The organism is Streptomyces argenteolus, assembly GCF_042902585.1.
In the GTDB taxonomy this organism is placed as follows: Bacteria; Actinomycetota; Actinomycetes; order Streptomycetales; family Streptomycetaceae; genus Streptomyces; species Streptomyces argenteolus.
On record NZ_JBIBEG010000007.1, the window covers coordinates 251,588 to 266,904 of the forward strand.

Sequence of the window (15,317 nt, forward strand, 5' to 3'; positions counted from 1 at the left end):
GTCAGCGGCGGTCGCCCGAGCTGTGCCAGCGGCCCACGACAGCCTGCGAGACGACCGTGAAGACGGTGTACACCGCGATGCCGAACAGCGAGGCGAGCGCGATCGCGGCGATGAGGTCCTCCGAGCGCAGCGTCGCCCGGTAGGTGTCGAGCAGGGTTCCGATGCCGGGCTCCCCCTTGGCGAAGAACATGTCGCCGAGGATGGCACCGATGACGACCTGCCCGGAGGCGATGCGCAGTCCGGTGAACACCGACGGCAGAGCGGCGGGAAGTTCGAGGCTGACGAGGCGGCGGACCCTGGAGGCACGGCCGAGGGTGAACAGCTCGTGCAGGCCCCGGTCGACGGAGCGGAGGCCGAAGTGGGTGTTGGTGATGACGGGGAACAGCGCGATCATCACGCAGACGATGACCCTGGAGCCGGTGCCGAAGCCGAACCACAGGCCGATGAGCGGGACGATCGCGAGGACCGGGATGACCTGCAGCATGACGGCGTACGGATAGACGAGGCGTTCGACCCAGCGGGCCTGGTTCATGAGTGAGCCGGTGGCGATGCCGATCAGTGCGGCGAGGACGAAGCCGATGGCGGCGATCCTGGCCGTCACCCCGAGAGCCTGGAGCATGGGTTCCAGGTGGACGGGGTCGGTGAGCGACCGGGAGACCACCTGGTGCGGAGGCGGAAGCAGGAAGCGCCGGGCGGGGTCGAGGAGCAGGTAGCTGACGGCGTACCAGACCCCGATACCGAGGGCCAGTGCCAGTGCGGGCACCGCGACGGCGGCGAGGACCCGGCGCGCCCGGGAGGACGGGGCGGGGGCGGCGTCCGGGGCGGACTCGGCGGGCTTCGCGCGGTTCCTTGTGGACGCCCCGGCGAGTGTCCCGGTGGGCTCCTCGGCGGCCCGTCCGGCGGAAGGTGCGGGGGCGGTGCCGGTGGAGGCGGCTGAGCTGGTCATCGGACCTCCTGGAGCAGTGCGGAGACGGCTGCGACGTGTTCGACGTACCGCGGGTCGTAGCGGAGTTCGGGGCCCCGGGCGGCGGGCAGGTCGATGTCGACGACCGCGGCGATCCTGCCGGGGCGCGGGGACATGACGACGACGCGCTGTGCGAGCAGGACGGCCTCGGCCACGGAGTGGGTGACGAACAGTGCGGTGAACCGGCTCTGTTCGTACAGGCGCAGCAGTTCGACCTGCATGTCCTGGCGGGTGAGCTCGTCGAGGGCGCCGAAGGGCTCGTCGAGCAGCATCACGTCGGGGCGGAGCACGAGGGCCCGGGCGAGCGAGACACGCATGCGCATGCCGCCGGAGAGCGCGCGGGGCAGCTGGCCGGCGAAGTCACCGAGGCCGACGGCGTCGATGACGGCATCGACGCGCGCCTCGCGTTCCGTCTTCGGGACCTTCGCCAGCCGGGCGAGCAGGCCGATGTTGCGCCTGACCGTGCGCCAGGGCAGGAGCGTCGCCTCCTGGAAGACGAATCCGACGGAGGAGGTGTCCACGGCGACGGAGCCGGCGGTGGGCTTCTCCAGTCCGGCGGCGAGGCGCAGCAGGGTGGACTTTCCGCAGCCGGACGGTCCGACGATGGCGGTGAACTGGCCGTCCGGCACCGCGAGGGTGACGTCGTCGAGTGCCTGGGTGCCGGTGGGATAGCGGACACCGACGTGGTCGAACGAGACCCGAACCCCCTTCATCAGATGGCTGGCGTCCACGTCCCGAAGGGTGTCGACGAGGTGCACGGGCTCTCCGTTCTGCTGGGGGCGGGGGCCCGGCGCCACGGGGGAATCACTGCGCCGGAATGCCTGCCAGTCTGGAACTACATGTAACTCGACACAAGAAGACCCGCGTTAACTTCTCGTGACGCGGGCTGCTTTGAGCCTCCATAAGACCAAGTCGAAGTGCGCCAGGAGCCCACCGGGCGACCCGCACCACCCCTTGGGGCCCAACATGCAATCAACTATCCAGAACAACAGAATCCAACTGGTTGCATGTAATGGCGTCGTAACAGGGCTCCGCCACAGTGGCACATCGAGGCAGTCGGCCGCTCCCCCGCCGGCCGCGACCTCGCACCCCGGCGCATCCGCACCCCGCCCCTTCCGGCGCGACCTTCCCTGGAGAACCGCATGAGGCCCTTGACGTTCCGCCGCTTCGGCGCACTCACCCTCGCTCTCGGCCCGCTCCTGGCCGCCACGGCCTGCGGACAGGGCGGTGACGGCGCGGCCACGGCGTCCGTCGACATCGCGCCCGCGGCGGCGGCCGAGCGGCTGGACGGGGTCTGCCCCTCCACCGTCGTCGTCCAGCTCCAGTGGCAGCCCCAGTCCGACATGGGCGCGCTCTTCGAGATGCTGGGCCCCGGCTACAGGGTCGACAGCTCCGACAAGTCCGTGACGGGCCCCCTGGTGGCGGGCGGCAGGGACACGGGGGTCGATCTGACGCTCAAGGCGGGCGGCCCCGCCATCGGATTCCAGTCCGTGCCCTCACAGATGTACGCCGACGACTCCGTGGACCTGGGCCTCGTCCATTCCGACCAGCTCATAGCGGCCTCGGGCACCCAGCGCGTCGTGGGTGTCACCCCGCTGCTCAAGTACAGCCCGGCGATGCTGATGTGGAATCCCGAGGCCCATCCGGGGCTGAGCCTGGACTCGCTGGCCGGCTCCGGGGCGACGGTGCTGGTCTCCAAGGACCAGTTCTACCCGGACTGGCTGGTCGCGAAGGGCCTGGTGAAGAAGAAGCAGCTGGACACCGGCTACGACGGCAACCCCGCCCGCTTCGTCGGCGACCCGGAGGTCGTCCAGCAGGGCTTCGCCAACTCGGAGCCGTACACGTACGAAAAGGAGACCCCGGCCTGGGGCAAGAAGGTGGGGTTCCAGCTCCTGAAGGACGCGGGCTACGACATCTACGCGTCCAACCTCACGGTGCGCGCCGACCGGATGGAGAAGCTGGCGCCCTGTCTGAAGAAGCTGGTCCCGATCGTGCAGAAGGCGGGTGCCGACTACATCGCCTCCCCGAAGGCCACGAACGGGACGATCGTCGACGTGGTCTCGCAGGACAGCTCCTACTCCCCCTACAGCCAGGGCGAAGCTGACTACAGCGCCGCGTACCTGAAGGACGAGGGCCTGATCGCCGAGGAGGCGGACGGTTCTCTCGGGACGTACGACATGAAGCGGGTGGACTCCTTCGTCGATGAACTCGCGCCGGTGATACGGGAGAAGGGGTCCGCCGTGCCGGCGGGGCTGAAGCCCGGGGACGTCTTCACCGACGTGTACACCGATCACTCCGTCGGCATCGGCTGACCCCGGTCCGCACCCCCGGTCCCTCACGCCGGGGTCCGTACCGCGCGAACCGCGCGGGCACGGGCCCCGGCGCCGGCGTGCGCGGCTCTTCCCGACGACCGTACGCACCGGCCTTCCGTGACCGGGGGCACGCGGAAAGGCCCCGCGGCGGTGGTCGTCGGGAACCACGTGCCACGGGGCCTTCGCTCACCGGGCCGTATACGGCCGGGTGTCAGTGGTCCGTATACGGCCGGGTGTCAGTGGACCGTGTACGGCCGGGTGTCAGTGGACCGTGTACGGCCGGGTGTCAGTCGGCCGTGTACGGCCGGGTTCAGTCTCGCGGCGCGCCGGCGAAGTTCGCGGCGATGCGCTGCTTTATGTAGTCGCCCGCCGTGATCGGCGGGTAGAGCCCCTGCGGGCTCTCGATGAGCACGTCCCGGTCCGCCTGTGCGAAGTAGGCGATGGACTGGCGTGCGCCGTGGTCGTCGCCCGGGCCGGGCGCCTTGACCCGGTGGAAGTTGGACGGCAGCCGGTCGTCGCTCCACCGCATCAGCATGTCCCCGATGTTGCAGGTGATGGCGTCGGCGGTGGCGGGCACGGGCGTCCACTCCTGAGCGTCGCGCTCGGCGCCCGGGCAGACCTGGAGGCCGCCCTGTCCCTCCCGCTGGAAGAGGAGGGTGAGGCAGTCGAAGTCGGTGTGGGCGCCGGCCCGCCACCACACCCCGGAGCCGTCGGGGGCCTTCGGTGCCTCGAAGTAGTGCAGCAGGCGCAGCGTCGACTGGTGTCCGGCGCTGAGCGGGTCGTGGGCGCGGGCGAAGAAGTCCCGCTCCATGCCGAGCCGGTCGGCGAAGCAGGACAGCACCCTCATCGCCACCTCCCGGCAGTGCGACTCGAAGGCGAGGACGGTGTCGCGGAAGCCGGCCGCCTCCTCGTCCGCGGGCCACAGCCCTTCCATGCGCGGCCGGGTGAGCTGGTAGGACTCCTTCTCGTCGGGGATGCCGACGGACGGCCGCACCTGGCTGCGGTGTTCCCAGCCCGCGTTCGTGCCCGGCGCCATCGCGTACCGCCGCTTGGTCCCGGCGGGCAGGGCGAAGAACGCCGCCGCGGCCTCGAAGGCGGCGTCGGTCTCCTGCGGGGTGATGCCGTGCCCGGTGATCTGGAAGAAGCCGATGTCGGTCGCCGCTTCCCAGAGCTGGTCGGTGATCTCGGCGCGCCGCTCCTCGAAGCTGGTGAGGTCGATACGGCGGATCTCGCGCCGGGCGGTCTCCGCGCCGAGCCCGCCCATCGCCGACTCCCGGTCGAGTTCGACCATGGCGGCGGTGGCGGGTCCGGTCGGAGCGGTGTGCTGGGTGTCCTGTCCCATCGCGGTGTCTCCCTGTGCGCTTCTCGCGGGTGTGGGTGCGAGGTGCAGTCACCGCCCCTGCTCCTCGTCCGCAGCCGGACGGCCGGTTGCCCGGGTCCGTCCGGGACCGCGGCTGCGCCCGCCGGAGGCCATGAGGGCCGGGAATCCGGGGCGCGGCTGGCACGACCTGTGTCGTACGCGATGGATCCGAGCCTGCCCGGAGCGTGTTGCGGACGCGTGTCGGTGCGTTACGCGCATGTTCCGATCCGGCGGCGGTGACGCGTCGGGGGCCCGCAACGGGGCGGAAACAAAGCACGTCTACCGTCGGGGCCACACCGGTCATGGCTGCAACGGCCGGTGTGCGCCGCCACCTCCGCGCGGGGACCTCGCCGGGCGCCGGCGTCGCGAACCAGCCGTCCCTTCCCCTGCGTCGATCCGAGGAGGAGCGATGGCACACGGCTGCCTCGTCCCGCACCCCGCCCGTACCGGGCTCCGCACCGCTGCTGAGGGGGTGGAGCTGTGAAGCGCGTCGACCTCGTCACCGACGTCACCGTGTGGAGCCGGGGGGCGTGGCTGCCCGGGCAGGACGTGGAGATCGCGGACGGCAGGGTCGCCGCGCTCCGGCCCACGGGCAGCGTGCCCGTGCCCGAGGGCGCGCATGTCCTGGAGGGTACGGACGGCCATCTGATCCCGGGGCTCGTGAACACGCACACCCACCTCCACCAGGCCCGGATGCGCGGCATCGGTGAGGGGCAGCCGCTGCTCGCCTGGCTGCACCTGGTCGGCGAGGAGACCGTGAACCTCACCCCGGAACAGGCGTACACGGCCGCTGCGGCGGCGGCGCTGGAGGCGCTGCGCAGCGGGACCACCACCCTGGTCGAGCACATGTGGCCCCATCCCTCGGCCGAGGTCCACGACGCCGTGCTCCGCGCCCTGGACGACTCGGGTATCCGTGCCGTGCTCGGCCGGGGTGTGTGCGACCGGCCCGACCCGACGCGCCGCTGGGGCATGGACCCCCGGCTGATACAGCCTCTCGACGAGGTCTTCGCGCACACCGACGCCCTGGCCGTGGCCGCGCGCTCCACCCGGATCGGCGTCGGCCTCGCGGTGCCCAACCCGCGCACGCTGACTCCCCAGGGCATGCGGGAGGTACGGGCGTTCGCCGAGGAGCGCGGCATGCCGGTCTCCCTCCACCTGCTGGAGACCCCGACCGACGAGGTCATGTGCCGTGAGCACGCGGGGCTCGGTGCGGTGGACTATCTGGCGGAGGCGGACTTCCTCTGGGACAGGCTGCTGGCGGTGCACTGCGTCGAGCTCGACGCGGCCGGACAGCGGACCCTCGCCGCGCACGGCGTGGCAGTCTCCTACAACCCGCTCAGCAACATGCGGCTGGGCAGCGGCATCGCGCCGGTCCCGGACTTCCTCGCGGCGGGCCTCCGGGTCGGCATCGGCGTGGACGGTGCGGCGAGCAACGACACACAGGATGTGATGGAGGCCCTGCGGATCGGTTCCTACCTCCAGCGGGCCGCCCGGCGCCAGGCCGATCTGCTGGGCTTCGAGGAGATGCTCGCGATCGGTACGGACGGGGCCAACGCCGCCCTGGGGCTGGAGTCCAGACCGCTCGGAATCGTGCCGGGTGTGCAGGCCGACCTCGTGCTCCACCGTTTCTCCCGTGACTACGCGGTGCTCCCGGTACGCGACCCCGGTGCGACCCTGCTCACCTGTGCGGGGGGCCGGACCGTCGCGGCGGTGCTGGTCGACGGGGAGGCGGTGGTCGTCGACGGACGCAGCACCCGGATCGCGGAGGAGGACCTCGTCACGAGGCTGCTCACGAGCGCGCCCGTGCCGGTGCGCTGATCCCGCCGTCCGGGGGCGCCCGGCCGGCCCTCAGGGGGAGATCAGCTCCACCTCCTATCCCGCGGTGTTCTCCAGGCAGGCCGTGTGGTGCCCCGCTCCCGCACGGCCAGGAGGGGGACAACACGGAACAGCGACGCGTCCGTCGCGGCGGCGACGTGACTCCGCGAGAATGGGGCCTCATGGACCGTCTGCTGCACCTGGACCGCACGCTCGACGAGCTGGACCCGCCCCGGTGGGGCCCTCCCGCCGCCGCTGCCACCCCTCTGGTACGCACGGTGCACGCCTTGCGAGGCGTACGCCTGGGCGCACTCGGTCCCGCGGACCTGAGGATGCTCGTCGCCCAGCGGGTGGCGCTCCCGCATGTGCTGCCGCTCGCGGTGCGCCTGCTGCTCGAAGAGCCCCTGCTCGACGCCCGTTTCTACGAGGGTGACCTTCTGCTCACCGTCGTCGGTGTCCCCGACCCGGTCTGGGTCCTGCTGCCGGACCTGAGCGCGCGGCTGCGCGCCGTGATCACCACACTCCCCGAGGACGCGGTCGCGGACCTGCCCCGTGGGGCCGCCGAGGAGCTGGCCCGCTTCGCCGCGGGGCACGAACCGCTGCGCCGAACCTGAGGGGGCGGGGGCGGGGAGAGGCCACCGGCCGCCACCCGACCCGCTGCGGGGCCCGTCGCGCCTACCACCCGGCGCCCCGGAGCGTACGACCGGCCAGATGGCGGCCACGTGCTGCGGACCTTCGCCGAAGACGCTGTCCCCGGGACGGTGCGGCGGGAAGACAACGAGCTCCGCGGGCGCTGACACCAGAGCGATCCCCTTCATCGGAGGCCCCGACATGCACGGCGAATACAAGGTTCCCGGCGGCAAGCTCGTAGTGGTGGACCTGGAGAACCGGGACGGCGTCCTGCGCGAGGTGCGCGTCGCCGGTGACTTCTTCCTGGAGCCCGACGAGGCGATCACCGCGATCGACCGAGCGCTGGAAGGCTCTCCCGCCGACACCGACGCGGCAGGGCTCGCCGCCCGCATCGAGGCGGCGCTGCCCGAGGGCACCGTGATGTACGGGATCACCGCCGAGGGCGTCGCGGTGGCCGTCCGCCGTGCACTCGCCCAGGCCACCGACTGGACCGACTACGACTGGCAGTTCATCCACGAGGGCCCCCAGTCCCCCGCCCTGCACATGGCCCTCGACGAGGTTCTCACGGCGGAGGTCGCCGCAGGGCGCAGGCCCCCGACCCTGCGCGTGTGGGAGTGGGGCGCGCCGGCCGTCATCATCGGCAGCTTCCAGTCCCTGCGCAACGAGGTCGACGCCGAGGGTGCCGCGCGCCACGGCGTCACCGTCGTACGCCGGATCTCGGGCGGCGGAGCCATGTTCGTGGAGAGCGGGAACACCATCACCTACTCCCTGTCGGTGCCCGCCTCGCTGGTCTCCGGGCTCTCCTTCGCCGACTCCTACGCCTACCTCGACGAATGGGTCCTCGACGCGCTCGGGGACATGGGGATCAAGGCGTGGTACCAGCCCCTGAACGACATCGCGACGGATGTCGGGAAGATCGCGGGAGCCGCGCAGAAGCGCATGGTCGGCCCGGAGGGCGGGCCCGGCGCGATCCTCCATCACGTCACCATGTCCTACGACATCGACGCCGCGAAGATGCTGGAGGTGCTCCGCATCGGCAAGGAGAAGATGTCGGACAAGGGCACGAAGTCCGCCAAGAAGCGCGTCGATCCGCTGCGCCGTCAGACCGGCCTGGCCCGGGAGGCGGTGATCGAGCGCATGGTGGACTCGTTCCGCGACCGCTACGGGCTCACCCCCGGCAGCGTCACCGGGGAGGAGCTGGCCCGTGCGGAGGAGCTGGCCGCCACGAAGTTCAGCAGCGCGGAGTGGACGGCGCGGGTGCCGTAGTGCCGGGGCCCACGCCGTCCGCCCCGGGTCCGCGGGCGAGCGGGACGGGGGCACGCGGGGCTCTCAGGTCCCGGCCGCGGGTTCCGGTGACACCAGCGCGTCGGCGTGGGCGAGGCCGCTCTCGGCCGAGATCTCGTCGAGGCTCTGGTGCGCGCGGACCGTGGTCAGCCGGACGCCGCCGCTCCGCCCGGACGTGAAACCGTGCACGGCGGGCCGGGGCAGGCTGTTGTACGCCCAGTGCGTCGAGAAGTAGTAGGCCCCGGTGTCATGGAGGACGACCAGGTCGCCCTCGGTCGCCTCCGGGAGGTCCTGGGCGTGGGCGACGACGTCACCGGCGAAGCAGCACGGTCCCGCGATGTCCTGGCTCACGGGCGCTCCGGTCCGGGGGTTGCCACCGGCGTCGAAGAGGCCGACCCGCAGGGGCCATGCCTCGGGCATCAGGACGGTGCGCGTGGCGGTCTGCGCCCCGGCGTGGGTGACGGCGATGCGTCGGCCTCCGGCTTCTTTCGTGTACTCCACGCGGGCGCCGATGAACCCGTTCTTGGCCAGCAGCGAGCGGCCGAACTCCGTGACGAGCGCGTAGCGGCCGTCGAAGAGGTCCGGGACGGCCGCGCGCAGGGCCAGGGTGTACGCGGCGAAGGTCGGGCGTGTCTCGTCGCCGCCGAAGTTGACGGGCAGTCCGCCGCCGATGTCGAGGCTCGTGATCTGCCGTGCGCCCTGGGCCCGGTTGATCTCCTCCGCCAGGCGGTACGTCTCGGCGACGCCCTCCGCGATGAGCTCCAGCGGGCACCCCTGGGAACCCACGTGGGCGTGGAGCCGGGTCAGCCAGGGGCGTTCGGCGAAGGCGCGTACGACGCGCTCGCGCGCACCCGGATCGCGCAGCGCCACCCCGAACTTCGAGGTCGCGGTGGCGGTGCTCATCGCGCCGATGGAACCGCCGCCGACCTGGGGGTTGACGCGCAGGCCGACGACCGACGCGCTGTGCGCGGGGCGGAGCTCGTCGATGCGGCGCAGTTCGTCGAGGCTGTCGGCGTTGACGGCCACGCCGAGGGCGAGGGCCTCACCGATCTCCTGGCGTGTCTTGGCGGGCGAGTCGAGCACGATCCGCGCGGGCTCGACACCGGCGTCCAGCGCGATGCGCAGCTCTCCGGGGCTCGCCACCTCGCAGCCCATGCCGAGCGCGGCGAGCAGCCGGAGCACGGGGACCAGGGAGCAGGCCTTGACCGCGAAGGTGTGGAGTACGTCGGGTGCCTCGGCGAAGGCGGCGTCGAGGCTCGCGACCGAGGCCCGGATGCCTTCGGTGTCGAGGAAGCCGGCGACCGGCCGGTCCTCCGAGAGGAGGCCGGTGGCGACGGCCCGGCGCAGCACGGCGGCGACGCGCTCCGCCGGAGCGGAGGTCGCCGGGAGCGTGGCCGGTTCCTGGGTGATCTCGCCTGCAGATGTCACAGGGGTGCCTTCCGTCGGGCCGGGCCACGGCTGCGCTCGGCGCGTGGCGGGACGGGAACAGGCTGGCTCCCGCCCCCGTCCCGCGTCTTCGTCGTCCGGGACAAAGCAGCGCCGGCCGGATGGCCGGGCGCACGAACACCACCCGAAATCCGGTCAAAGCACCCCGGTCAGGCGTACGGCCAGGGTCAGGACGAGGCGCGTGTCGGGGTCGTCGAGGTCGAGGCCGAACCGCTCCCGGACCCTGCGCAGCCGGTACCGGAGGGTGTTCGGGTGCAGGACCAGGCGCCGTGCCGCCTTCGGGACGTCCCCGGCGGTCTCCAGGTAGGCGGCCAGGGAACGCACCAGGTCACCGCCGGTGGCGAGGTCCGCGCGGATCAGTTCGTGGAGGGGGCCGTCGCCGTCCTCCCACACGGGGCGCACCGCGTCGAGCATGCGCAGGGCGTCGATCGTCGGTCCCACGTCACCGGGCCCGGCGTGCCGTACGGGAGGGTGATCACGCCCGCGGGCCTCCCGCTCCCGCAGCGCACGGACGACCAGCAGCGCCTTCCCGTACGAGTGCGAGGCCTCCAGGCCCGACCGCACGGTCTGGCCCGCGCCGACCCAGACGGGTGCGGCATCCGGGATGCCGGCCGCCAGCGCGTCGAGTTCCCGGGCCAGGGAGAGCGCCGCGCGCCGGCCGTCGCCGATGTCGCCCACGGGAAGCAGCACGGCGACCTGGTCGTCCTCGCGCAGGACGCGGCCCGTGGGCCGGGAGGCGGTGGCCTGGATCGCGAGCGCCTCCAGGGTGCGTTCGGCGCGCGCCCCCTCGGCGGCGTCCCGCACCGCGACGACGACGGCGCAGGGGGCGTCGGAGGGGAGGCCGAGCGACCACAGGTGCGCCCGCCGGTCACCGTCACCGTGCAGCAGTCCTCGCAGGGCGTACGCCTCGCGCCGCACGGTGCCGCTCTCGCGCAGCCGGTGCCGCAGCAGGTGGGGCACGGCGAGTGTGGCGGCGCGGCGCAGCACCTGGGCGGCGTCGGGCGAGAGCCGCTGTCCGTCGGCCGCCGCCCACAGCGAGCCCAGCATCTCGCCGCCGCTGCGGACGGCGACGATCAGACGTTCCGGGCTGTCGCCGTCGGCGGCCCGGTGGATGACGTCCTGGGAGGTCCAGAGGGTCCGCAGCAGTCCGCTGCGGCGCAGTTCGGCAACGCGGCGGTCCGGCACCCGGCCGCCCAGGATCGTGGATCGGCGCACCCCGTCCGCGTCCGGGCCCGTGGCCGAGTGGGCCAGCACACGGAACTGCGTGTCCTCGACGGTGATCGAACCGCGGCAGGACCGGGCGGTGGCCGAGACGAGGGCCGGGAGTCCTCCGCCCTCGGCGGGGTCCGCCGCGGGGCCGCCGCGGCCGGCCTCGGCGAAGGCGGTGGCGGACCGCAGCAGCGCGATGGTGTCGCCCCAGTCCGCCCACGCGGCCCGGGCGAGCAGCGCGATGCCGCACTCCTCGGCCGCGGCCAGGGCATCCGCCGGTACCGGCGCGTCCTCGGACTCCCGCAGCACCACCGCCGCGGCGCCCCGCCGGGCGGCCTCCCGCACGGTGGCGCGTGCGGCCGCCGGGCCGGGTGGGAGCCCCGCCGCCAGCACGATCCGCCGCTCGTGCGGCCTCGCCGCCCCCTCGTCGCCGATGATCAGGCCGCGGACCGCCACGTCCTGTCCGGCCGGAGCGAGCAGGAGGCGCAGGACGCCGTCCTCGTCGTAGGCGAGGATCTGGCGGAGCGTGACGCGGTCCGGGTCCTGCCCGGTGGTTCCTGCCGTCATGCGCCTGAGGATACGAGCCGCACAGCCCTCCACGGGCGGCGTCCGGGGCGGGCGCACCCGGGGTGCTCCGGACTTTCCGGGCTCCCCTGGACAACGATTAGCCTGGACGACAGGACGCGCCCTCGGGTGCGGCCCGCGGCGGAGGCCCGCAGACATGCGGTCACGGGCGTTCCGCCCCGCCCCCCCGCCTGTCGCCCGGAAGGGCGTGCCTGCCGCCGGCCCGAGCGATGACAGACCCAGGAGCAGCCCATGGACACCCCCCGCTCCGCCGGCGAACCGGAAGCCGCCCAGGACGGTCTGTTCGGCCTCGAGGACGTCCTCGGCGAACCTGAAGCAAGCCGGCCGGCCGGGCCGCTCTTCCGTGACTCCGAGGAAGCCCGCAGGATGCTGTCCGTACGGCGGATCCATGCCGAGCCCGCCGCCGCGGCCTCGCCACGAGGCAGGCAGATCGTGGCACGGTACCCGGAGGCCGAGCTCGTGCCCACGGACTCGCACTGGCGCATCCCCGAGCTGCACGGCAACCAGGGGAACGCCGAGCGCTGGGTGCGGATCAAGAGCACGGTGCTGGTGCTCGGGGAGAAGAAGACACTGACCGTACGGCCCAACGGGCGGTCGGCGGACTGGATCGCTCCCGGCGCGGCGAACGGGTGCGCCATGGCCTGCGCGTACTGCTACGTGCCACGGCGCAAGGGCTACGCCAATCCGATCACCGTCTTCACCAACATCGACGCGCTCATCCACCGGTTGCGGCGCCATGTGACCGCCCAGGGGCCGAAGAAGGAGCCGAACCAGTGCGACCCGAGCTCCTGGGTCTATGACATCGGGGAGAACAACGACTGTGCGGTCGATGCGCTGATCAGCGAGAACACGGCTGATCTGGTGCGCGCCTTCACCCGCTGGCCGACCGCCAAGGCGTCGTTCGCGACCAAGTTCGTCAACCCCGACCTCCTGTTGCTCGACCCTCGGGGCCGTACCCGGCTGAGGTTCTCCCTGATGCCGGCGGACGACTCACGGCTGCTGGACATCCGCACCAGCCCGGTCCAGCAGCGCATCGACGCGGCAGCGGACTTCGTCGAGGCCGGCTACGAGGTGCACTTCAACTTCTCCCCCGTGGTGATCAGGCCGGGCTGGGAGCAGGCCTGGGCTCAGCTGCTCCAGAACATGGACGACGTGCTGCCCCGGTCGGTGAAGGACCAGGCGGCGGCCGAAGTGATCATGCTGACGCACAACCGCGATCTGCACGACGTCAACATGGCCTGGCACCCGAGCGCCGAGGACGCCATCTGGCGCCCGGAGCTCCAGCAGGCCAAGCGTTCGGAGAACGGCAGCTGGAACGTGCGCTACCGCAACGCCGTCAAGGCGGAGGCGGTCGAGACCGTGCGCCGCCTGGTGCACACGTACACGCCGTGGCTGCCCATCCGCTACGCGTTCTGACGGTCGCGGCCACCCGCCGCGCGCGGTGCAAGGGGGCCGGGCGACGGAGCCGCGGCGGCGCGGCCTGTCAGGGCCGGTGCCGGTTCCCGGTGTGCAGGTCCCGGTGCATCGTCCGCAGCCGCTCGGTGAAGGCCGGTACGGGGCCCTGGACGTCCAGGGCCGGCACGACCTCCTGGATGCTCAGCGGGCGCACGGGGGACGGCGGGAGGCCGAGCTCGCCCAGCCACTGCGTGAGCTCGGCGCCGGAGTGGGCGTAGACGATCCGCCCGAGGCCCGCCCAGCCGTGCGCCGCCGCGCACATGGGGCAGTGCTCGCCGGACGTGAAGACCACGCACCGGGCCCGCTCCTCCGGCTCCAGGCGGGCGGCGGCCCAGCGGGCGAGCTCGAACTCCGGGTGCTGGGTACGGTCGCCGGCCGTGCGGACCAGGTTGCGCGCCTCCCGCAGGACCTGTCCTTCGCCGTCCACCAGGACCGAGCCGAAGGGCTCGTCCCCGGCGCGGAGCGCCTCTTCGGCCAGTTCCACGGCTCGTTCCACATGCCGGAGTTCGGCGTCGGTGAGGGGGGCGGTCGTCATGCGCGTTCTCATTCCTCGCGCCAGGGCTCTTGGAGCTGCCGCCCTGGGTTCCCGTGCTCGTACGCCGAGGAGCCTGTCAGCCGGCTGCCGCCCTGTCCATGGGAGGCCTGGCGAGGCCGGTCCGCTCACAGCACCGCGATGCCCAGCGGGCGCCGGCCGGCCGGCAGCCGGGTCACCTCTCCCGATCGCACGTCGACGACGCTGAGGCCGTTCCAGTAGCCGTCCCGGGTGAAGCCGCCCGAGACGTACGCGGTCCGGCCGTCGGCCGACACGGCGACGTCCTCGTGCGGCCCGTCGAGCGGGATCACGCGCTCCTCTCCGCCGGGTGCCCGGACGGTCAGGGAGGGGCCCTCGTCCTCGGCCGGGTCGATCGGGCCGGTCCCCACCACGTAGAGGGTGCCGTCCGCCGTCACGGCGACTCCGTGCTGGTGCGTGTCGGCGGTCATGCGCTCGATGCGGGTCCGCCCGGTGTCGGGCTCGACAACAGCGAGGCGCTCTCCCTCGAAGGGGAGGAGCAGGGCGCCGTCGGTGGGGCGTACGGCCGTGTAGTGCGGCTTGAGCCAGGACTCCAGCCCGCCCTCCGTGCCGTACGGCGCCACTTCGATGCGGCGGCTCTTCCAGGTGCGCGCGTCCACCACCGTGGCGTCGAACGAGTCGTGGTTGGTGGCGTAGACGTGCCGGCCGTCGCGCGAGACGTCGACGTCGAAGGGCCTGCGTCCGACGGGGACGGTGGTGATCACCTTCCGGAGCCGGGTGTCGAGGACCTCCAGGACGCCGTTGCCTCCCGGGACGTTCACACCGACGTAGGCGCGCCGTCCGTCGGGCGAGAGCGCGATGCCCATGCCACCACCCCGGTATTCACCGGTCGTCACCGGGCCGGTGCCGGTCGCGTACGGGATCAGCGCGGTGCGCCGACGGGTCCTGGTGTCCACCGCGGCCACGCCCTCGGCGGTCGCCACCCATGCGGTGCCGTCGTCGCCGAGCGCGATGCCGTAGGGAGCGGTGCCGACCTCCACCGAGCTCCGGTCCGGGCCGCCGTCCGGCTTCGAGGGATCGAGGAACGTGACGGTGTCCGCCCCGAAGTCGCCGACCACGAGCGTGCCTGCGGGTGCGCGACCGGTGGGCGGGGTGCCGGCGGCGCCAGGAGGAGGGGATGTCTCGGAAGGGCGTGCCCGGACCTCGGTGTCCCCCGCGCATCCGGCGAGCGTCGCGACGAGGAGGAGCACCGCGGTCAGGACAGCCGGGCCCCCGCGCCCCGGGGTGCGAGGCCGGCCGGACCGGCGAGGTCCGGTGGACGGCGGCCGGGGAACAGCGGCACCGCCGGAGGGAAACGCCTCGTCGGCCTTGGGCTTCATCGCGGGCACCTCCGTCACATCGTGGGTCCGGTCCTTGGGCGGCATGGGCCCCGCCCCGCCGGAGAACCGGCACCGGAGCGCGTTCCCGCGCGATACGTCCAGCTTCCTTCACCCACCGCGCCGCCGTCGTCGGCCGTCCGGCCGGAGGGCGGGGTGCGCAACGGCTGACGCACGGGTCATCCGTTCGGTTGACCGAGGTGTGCTCCAGCCGGACCCGCCGGGCCCCGGCCCGCACCGTCCGGCTGCCGACCGGGGTCCGGAAACGCCTGACGGCCGGGCGGGGGGGGGGCGGGCCCCCCCGGCCCGCCCCCGGCCCGGGGGGGGGCGCGCGCCGGGGCCGGGGGGGGGTCGCCCCCGGGCGGCGGAG

The 15,317-nt window shown here is 73.1% G+C and carries 12 protein-coding genes; 5 read left to right on the forward strand and 7 right to left on the reverse strand.

The window, feature by feature from the left end; genetic code table 11:
* Position 1: 1 nt before the first annotated feature.
* Both ACFY8O_RS24710 and ACFY8O_RS24715 read right to left on the reverse strand, forming a co-directional pair.
* Positions 2-946: an ABC transporter permease gene (locus ACFY8O_RS24710; protein WP_387905793.1), complete on the reverse strand. Its 945-nt coding sequence runs from the start codon at positions 944-946 to the stop codon at positions 2-4.
* Entirely contained in the window at positions 943-1,722 is a 780-nt protein-coding gene (locus ACFY8O_RS24715; RefSeq protein WP_145810441.1) for an ABC transporter ATP-binding protein, read from the reverse strand. The genes ACFY8O_RS24710 and ACFY8O_RS24715 overlap by 4 nt, the downstream gene beginning before the upstream one ends.
* A gap of 384 nt (positions 1,723-2,106) precedes the next feature.
* Here ACFY8O_RS24715 and ACFY8O_RS24720 point away from each other — a divergent pair, with 384 nt between their 5' ends.
* Positions 2,107-3,276: an ABC transporter substrate-binding protein gene (locus ACFY8O_RS24720; protein WP_145810438.1), complete on the forward strand. Its 1,170-nt coding sequence runs from the start codon at positions 2,107-2,109 to the stop codon at positions 3,274-3,276.
* A 310-nt stretch (positions 3,277-3,586) separates the two neighbouring features.
* Here the strand turns inward: ACFY8O_RS24720 and ACFY8O_RS24725 are convergent, their stop codons facing one another.
* Entirely contained in the window at positions 3,587-4,618 is a 1,032-nt protein-coding gene (locus ACFY8O_RS24725) for an isopenicillin N synthase family dioxygenase (protein ID WP_387905795.1), read from the reverse strand.
* A gap of 498 nt (positions 4,619-5,116) precedes the next feature.
* Between ACFY8O_RS24725 and ACFY8O_RS24730 the strand changes: the two genes are divergently transcribed.
* From ACFY8O_RS24730 to ACFY8O_RS24740, 3 genes are all read left to right on the forward strand, one after another.
* Entirely contained in the window at positions 5,117-6,454 is a 1,338-nt protein-coding gene (locus tag ACFY8O_RS24730) for an amidohydrolase family protein (RefSeq protein ID WP_387905798.1), read from the forward strand.
* A gap of 179 nt (positions 6,455-6,633) precedes the next feature.
* Complete coding sequence (locus tag ACFY8O_RS24735; protein WP_387905800.1) at positions 6,634-7,065, forward strand: contact-dependent growth inhibition system immunity protein; 432 nt, start codon at positions 6,634-6,636, stop codon at positions 7,063-7,065.
* A 217-nt stretch (positions 7,066-7,282) separates the two neighbouring features.
* On the forward strand, positions 7,283-8,347 hold the full coding sequence (locus tag ACFY8O_RS24740) for a lipoate--protein ligase family protein (RefSeq protein ID WP_145810430.1): 1,065 nt from the start codon (positions 7,283-7,285) through the stop codon (positions 8,345-8,347).
* A 63-nt stretch (positions 8,348-8,410) separates the two neighbouring features.
* On the opposite strand, the gene ACFY8O_RS24745 is transcribed toward ACFY8O_RS24740, so the two are convergent.
* A complete protein-coding gene (locus ACFY8O_RS24745; protein ID WP_387906110.1) occupies positions 8,411-9,775 on the reverse strand; it encodes a diaminopimelate decarboxylase in 1,365 nt (454 codons plus the stop codon).
* A gap of 171 nt (positions 9,776-9,946) precedes the next feature.
* Positions 9,947-11,587 carry a PucR family transcriptional regulator gene (locus tag ACFY8O_RS24750; protein WP_387905803.1) on the reverse strand — a complete coding sequence of 547 codons (1,641 nt, stop codon included), beginning with the start codon at positions 11,585-11,587 and terminating at the stop codon, positions 9,947-9,949.
* A 249-nt stretch (positions 11,588-11,836) separates the two neighbouring features.
* On the opposite strand from ACFY8O_RS24750, the gene ACFY8O_RS24755 reads away from it, so the two are divergent.
* Positions 11,837-13,021 carry a spore photoproduct lyase family protein gene (locus tag ACFY8O_RS24755; RefSeq protein ID WP_387905806.1) on the forward strand — a complete coding sequence of 395 codons (1,185 nt, stop codon included), beginning with the start codon at positions 11,837-11,839 and terminating at the stop codon, positions 13,019-13,021.
* A 67-nt stretch (positions 13,022-13,088) separates the two neighbouring features.
* On the opposite strand, the gene ACFY8O_RS24760 is transcribed toward ACFY8O_RS24755, so the two are convergent.
* Positions 13,089-13,595 (reverse strand): nucleoside deaminase, encoded by a 507-nt coding sequence (locus tag ACFY8O_RS24760; RefSeq protein ID WP_387905808.1) that lies wholly within the window; start codon positions 13,593-13,595, stop codon positions 13,089-13,091.
* Between the two features lie 125 nt (positions 13,596-13,720).
* Positions 13,721-14,950, reverse strand: coding sequence for a YncE family protein (locus tag ACFY8O_RS24765; RefSeq protein ID WP_387906112.1), 1,230 nt, complete (start codon positions 14,948-14,950; stop codon positions 13,721-13,723).
* Positions 14,951-15,317 lie beyond the last annotated feature (367 nt).

Excerpts from the sequence above, each read along its gene's own strand:
- ACFY8O_RS24710 (WP_387905793.1), bottom strand. The coding sequence starts at position 946 with ATGACCAGCTCAGCCGCCTCCACCGGCACCGCCCCCGCACCTTCCGCC.
- ACFY8O_RS24720 (WP_145810438.1), top strand. The coding sequence starts at position 2,107 with ATGAGGCCCTTGACGTTCCGCCGCTTCGGCGCACTCACCCTCGCTCTC.
- ACFY8O_RS24725 (WP_387905795.1), bottom strand. The coding sequence starts at position 4,618 with ATGGGACAGGACACCCAGCACACCGCTCCGACCGGACCCGCCACCGCC.
- ACFY8O_RS24735 (WP_387905800.1), top strand. The coding sequence starts at position 6,634 with ATGGACCGTCTGCTGCACCTGGACCGCACGCTCGACGAGCTGGACCCG.
- ACFY8O_RS24740 (WP_145810430.1), top strand. The coding sequence starts at position 7,283 with ATGCACGGCGAATACAAGGTTCCCGGCGGCAAGCTCGTAGTGGTGGAC.
- ACFY8O_RS24750 (WP_387905803.1), bottom strand. The coding sequence starts at position 11,587 with ATGACGGCAGGAACCACCGGGCAGGACCCGGACCGCGTCACGCTCCGC.
- ACFY8O_RS24755 (WP_387905806.1), top strand. The coding sequence starts at position 11,837 with ATGGACACCCCCCGCTCCGCCGGCGAACCGGAAGCCGCCCAGGACGGT.
- ACFY8O_RS24760 (WP_387905808.1), bottom strand. The coding sequence starts at position 13,595 with ATGACGACCGCCCCCCTCACCGACGCCGAACTCCGGCATGTGGAACGA.
- ACFY8O_RS24765 (WP_387906112.1), bottom strand. The coding sequence starts at position 14,950 with ATGAAGCCCAAGGCCGACGAGGCGTTTCCCTCCGGCGGTGCCGCTGTT.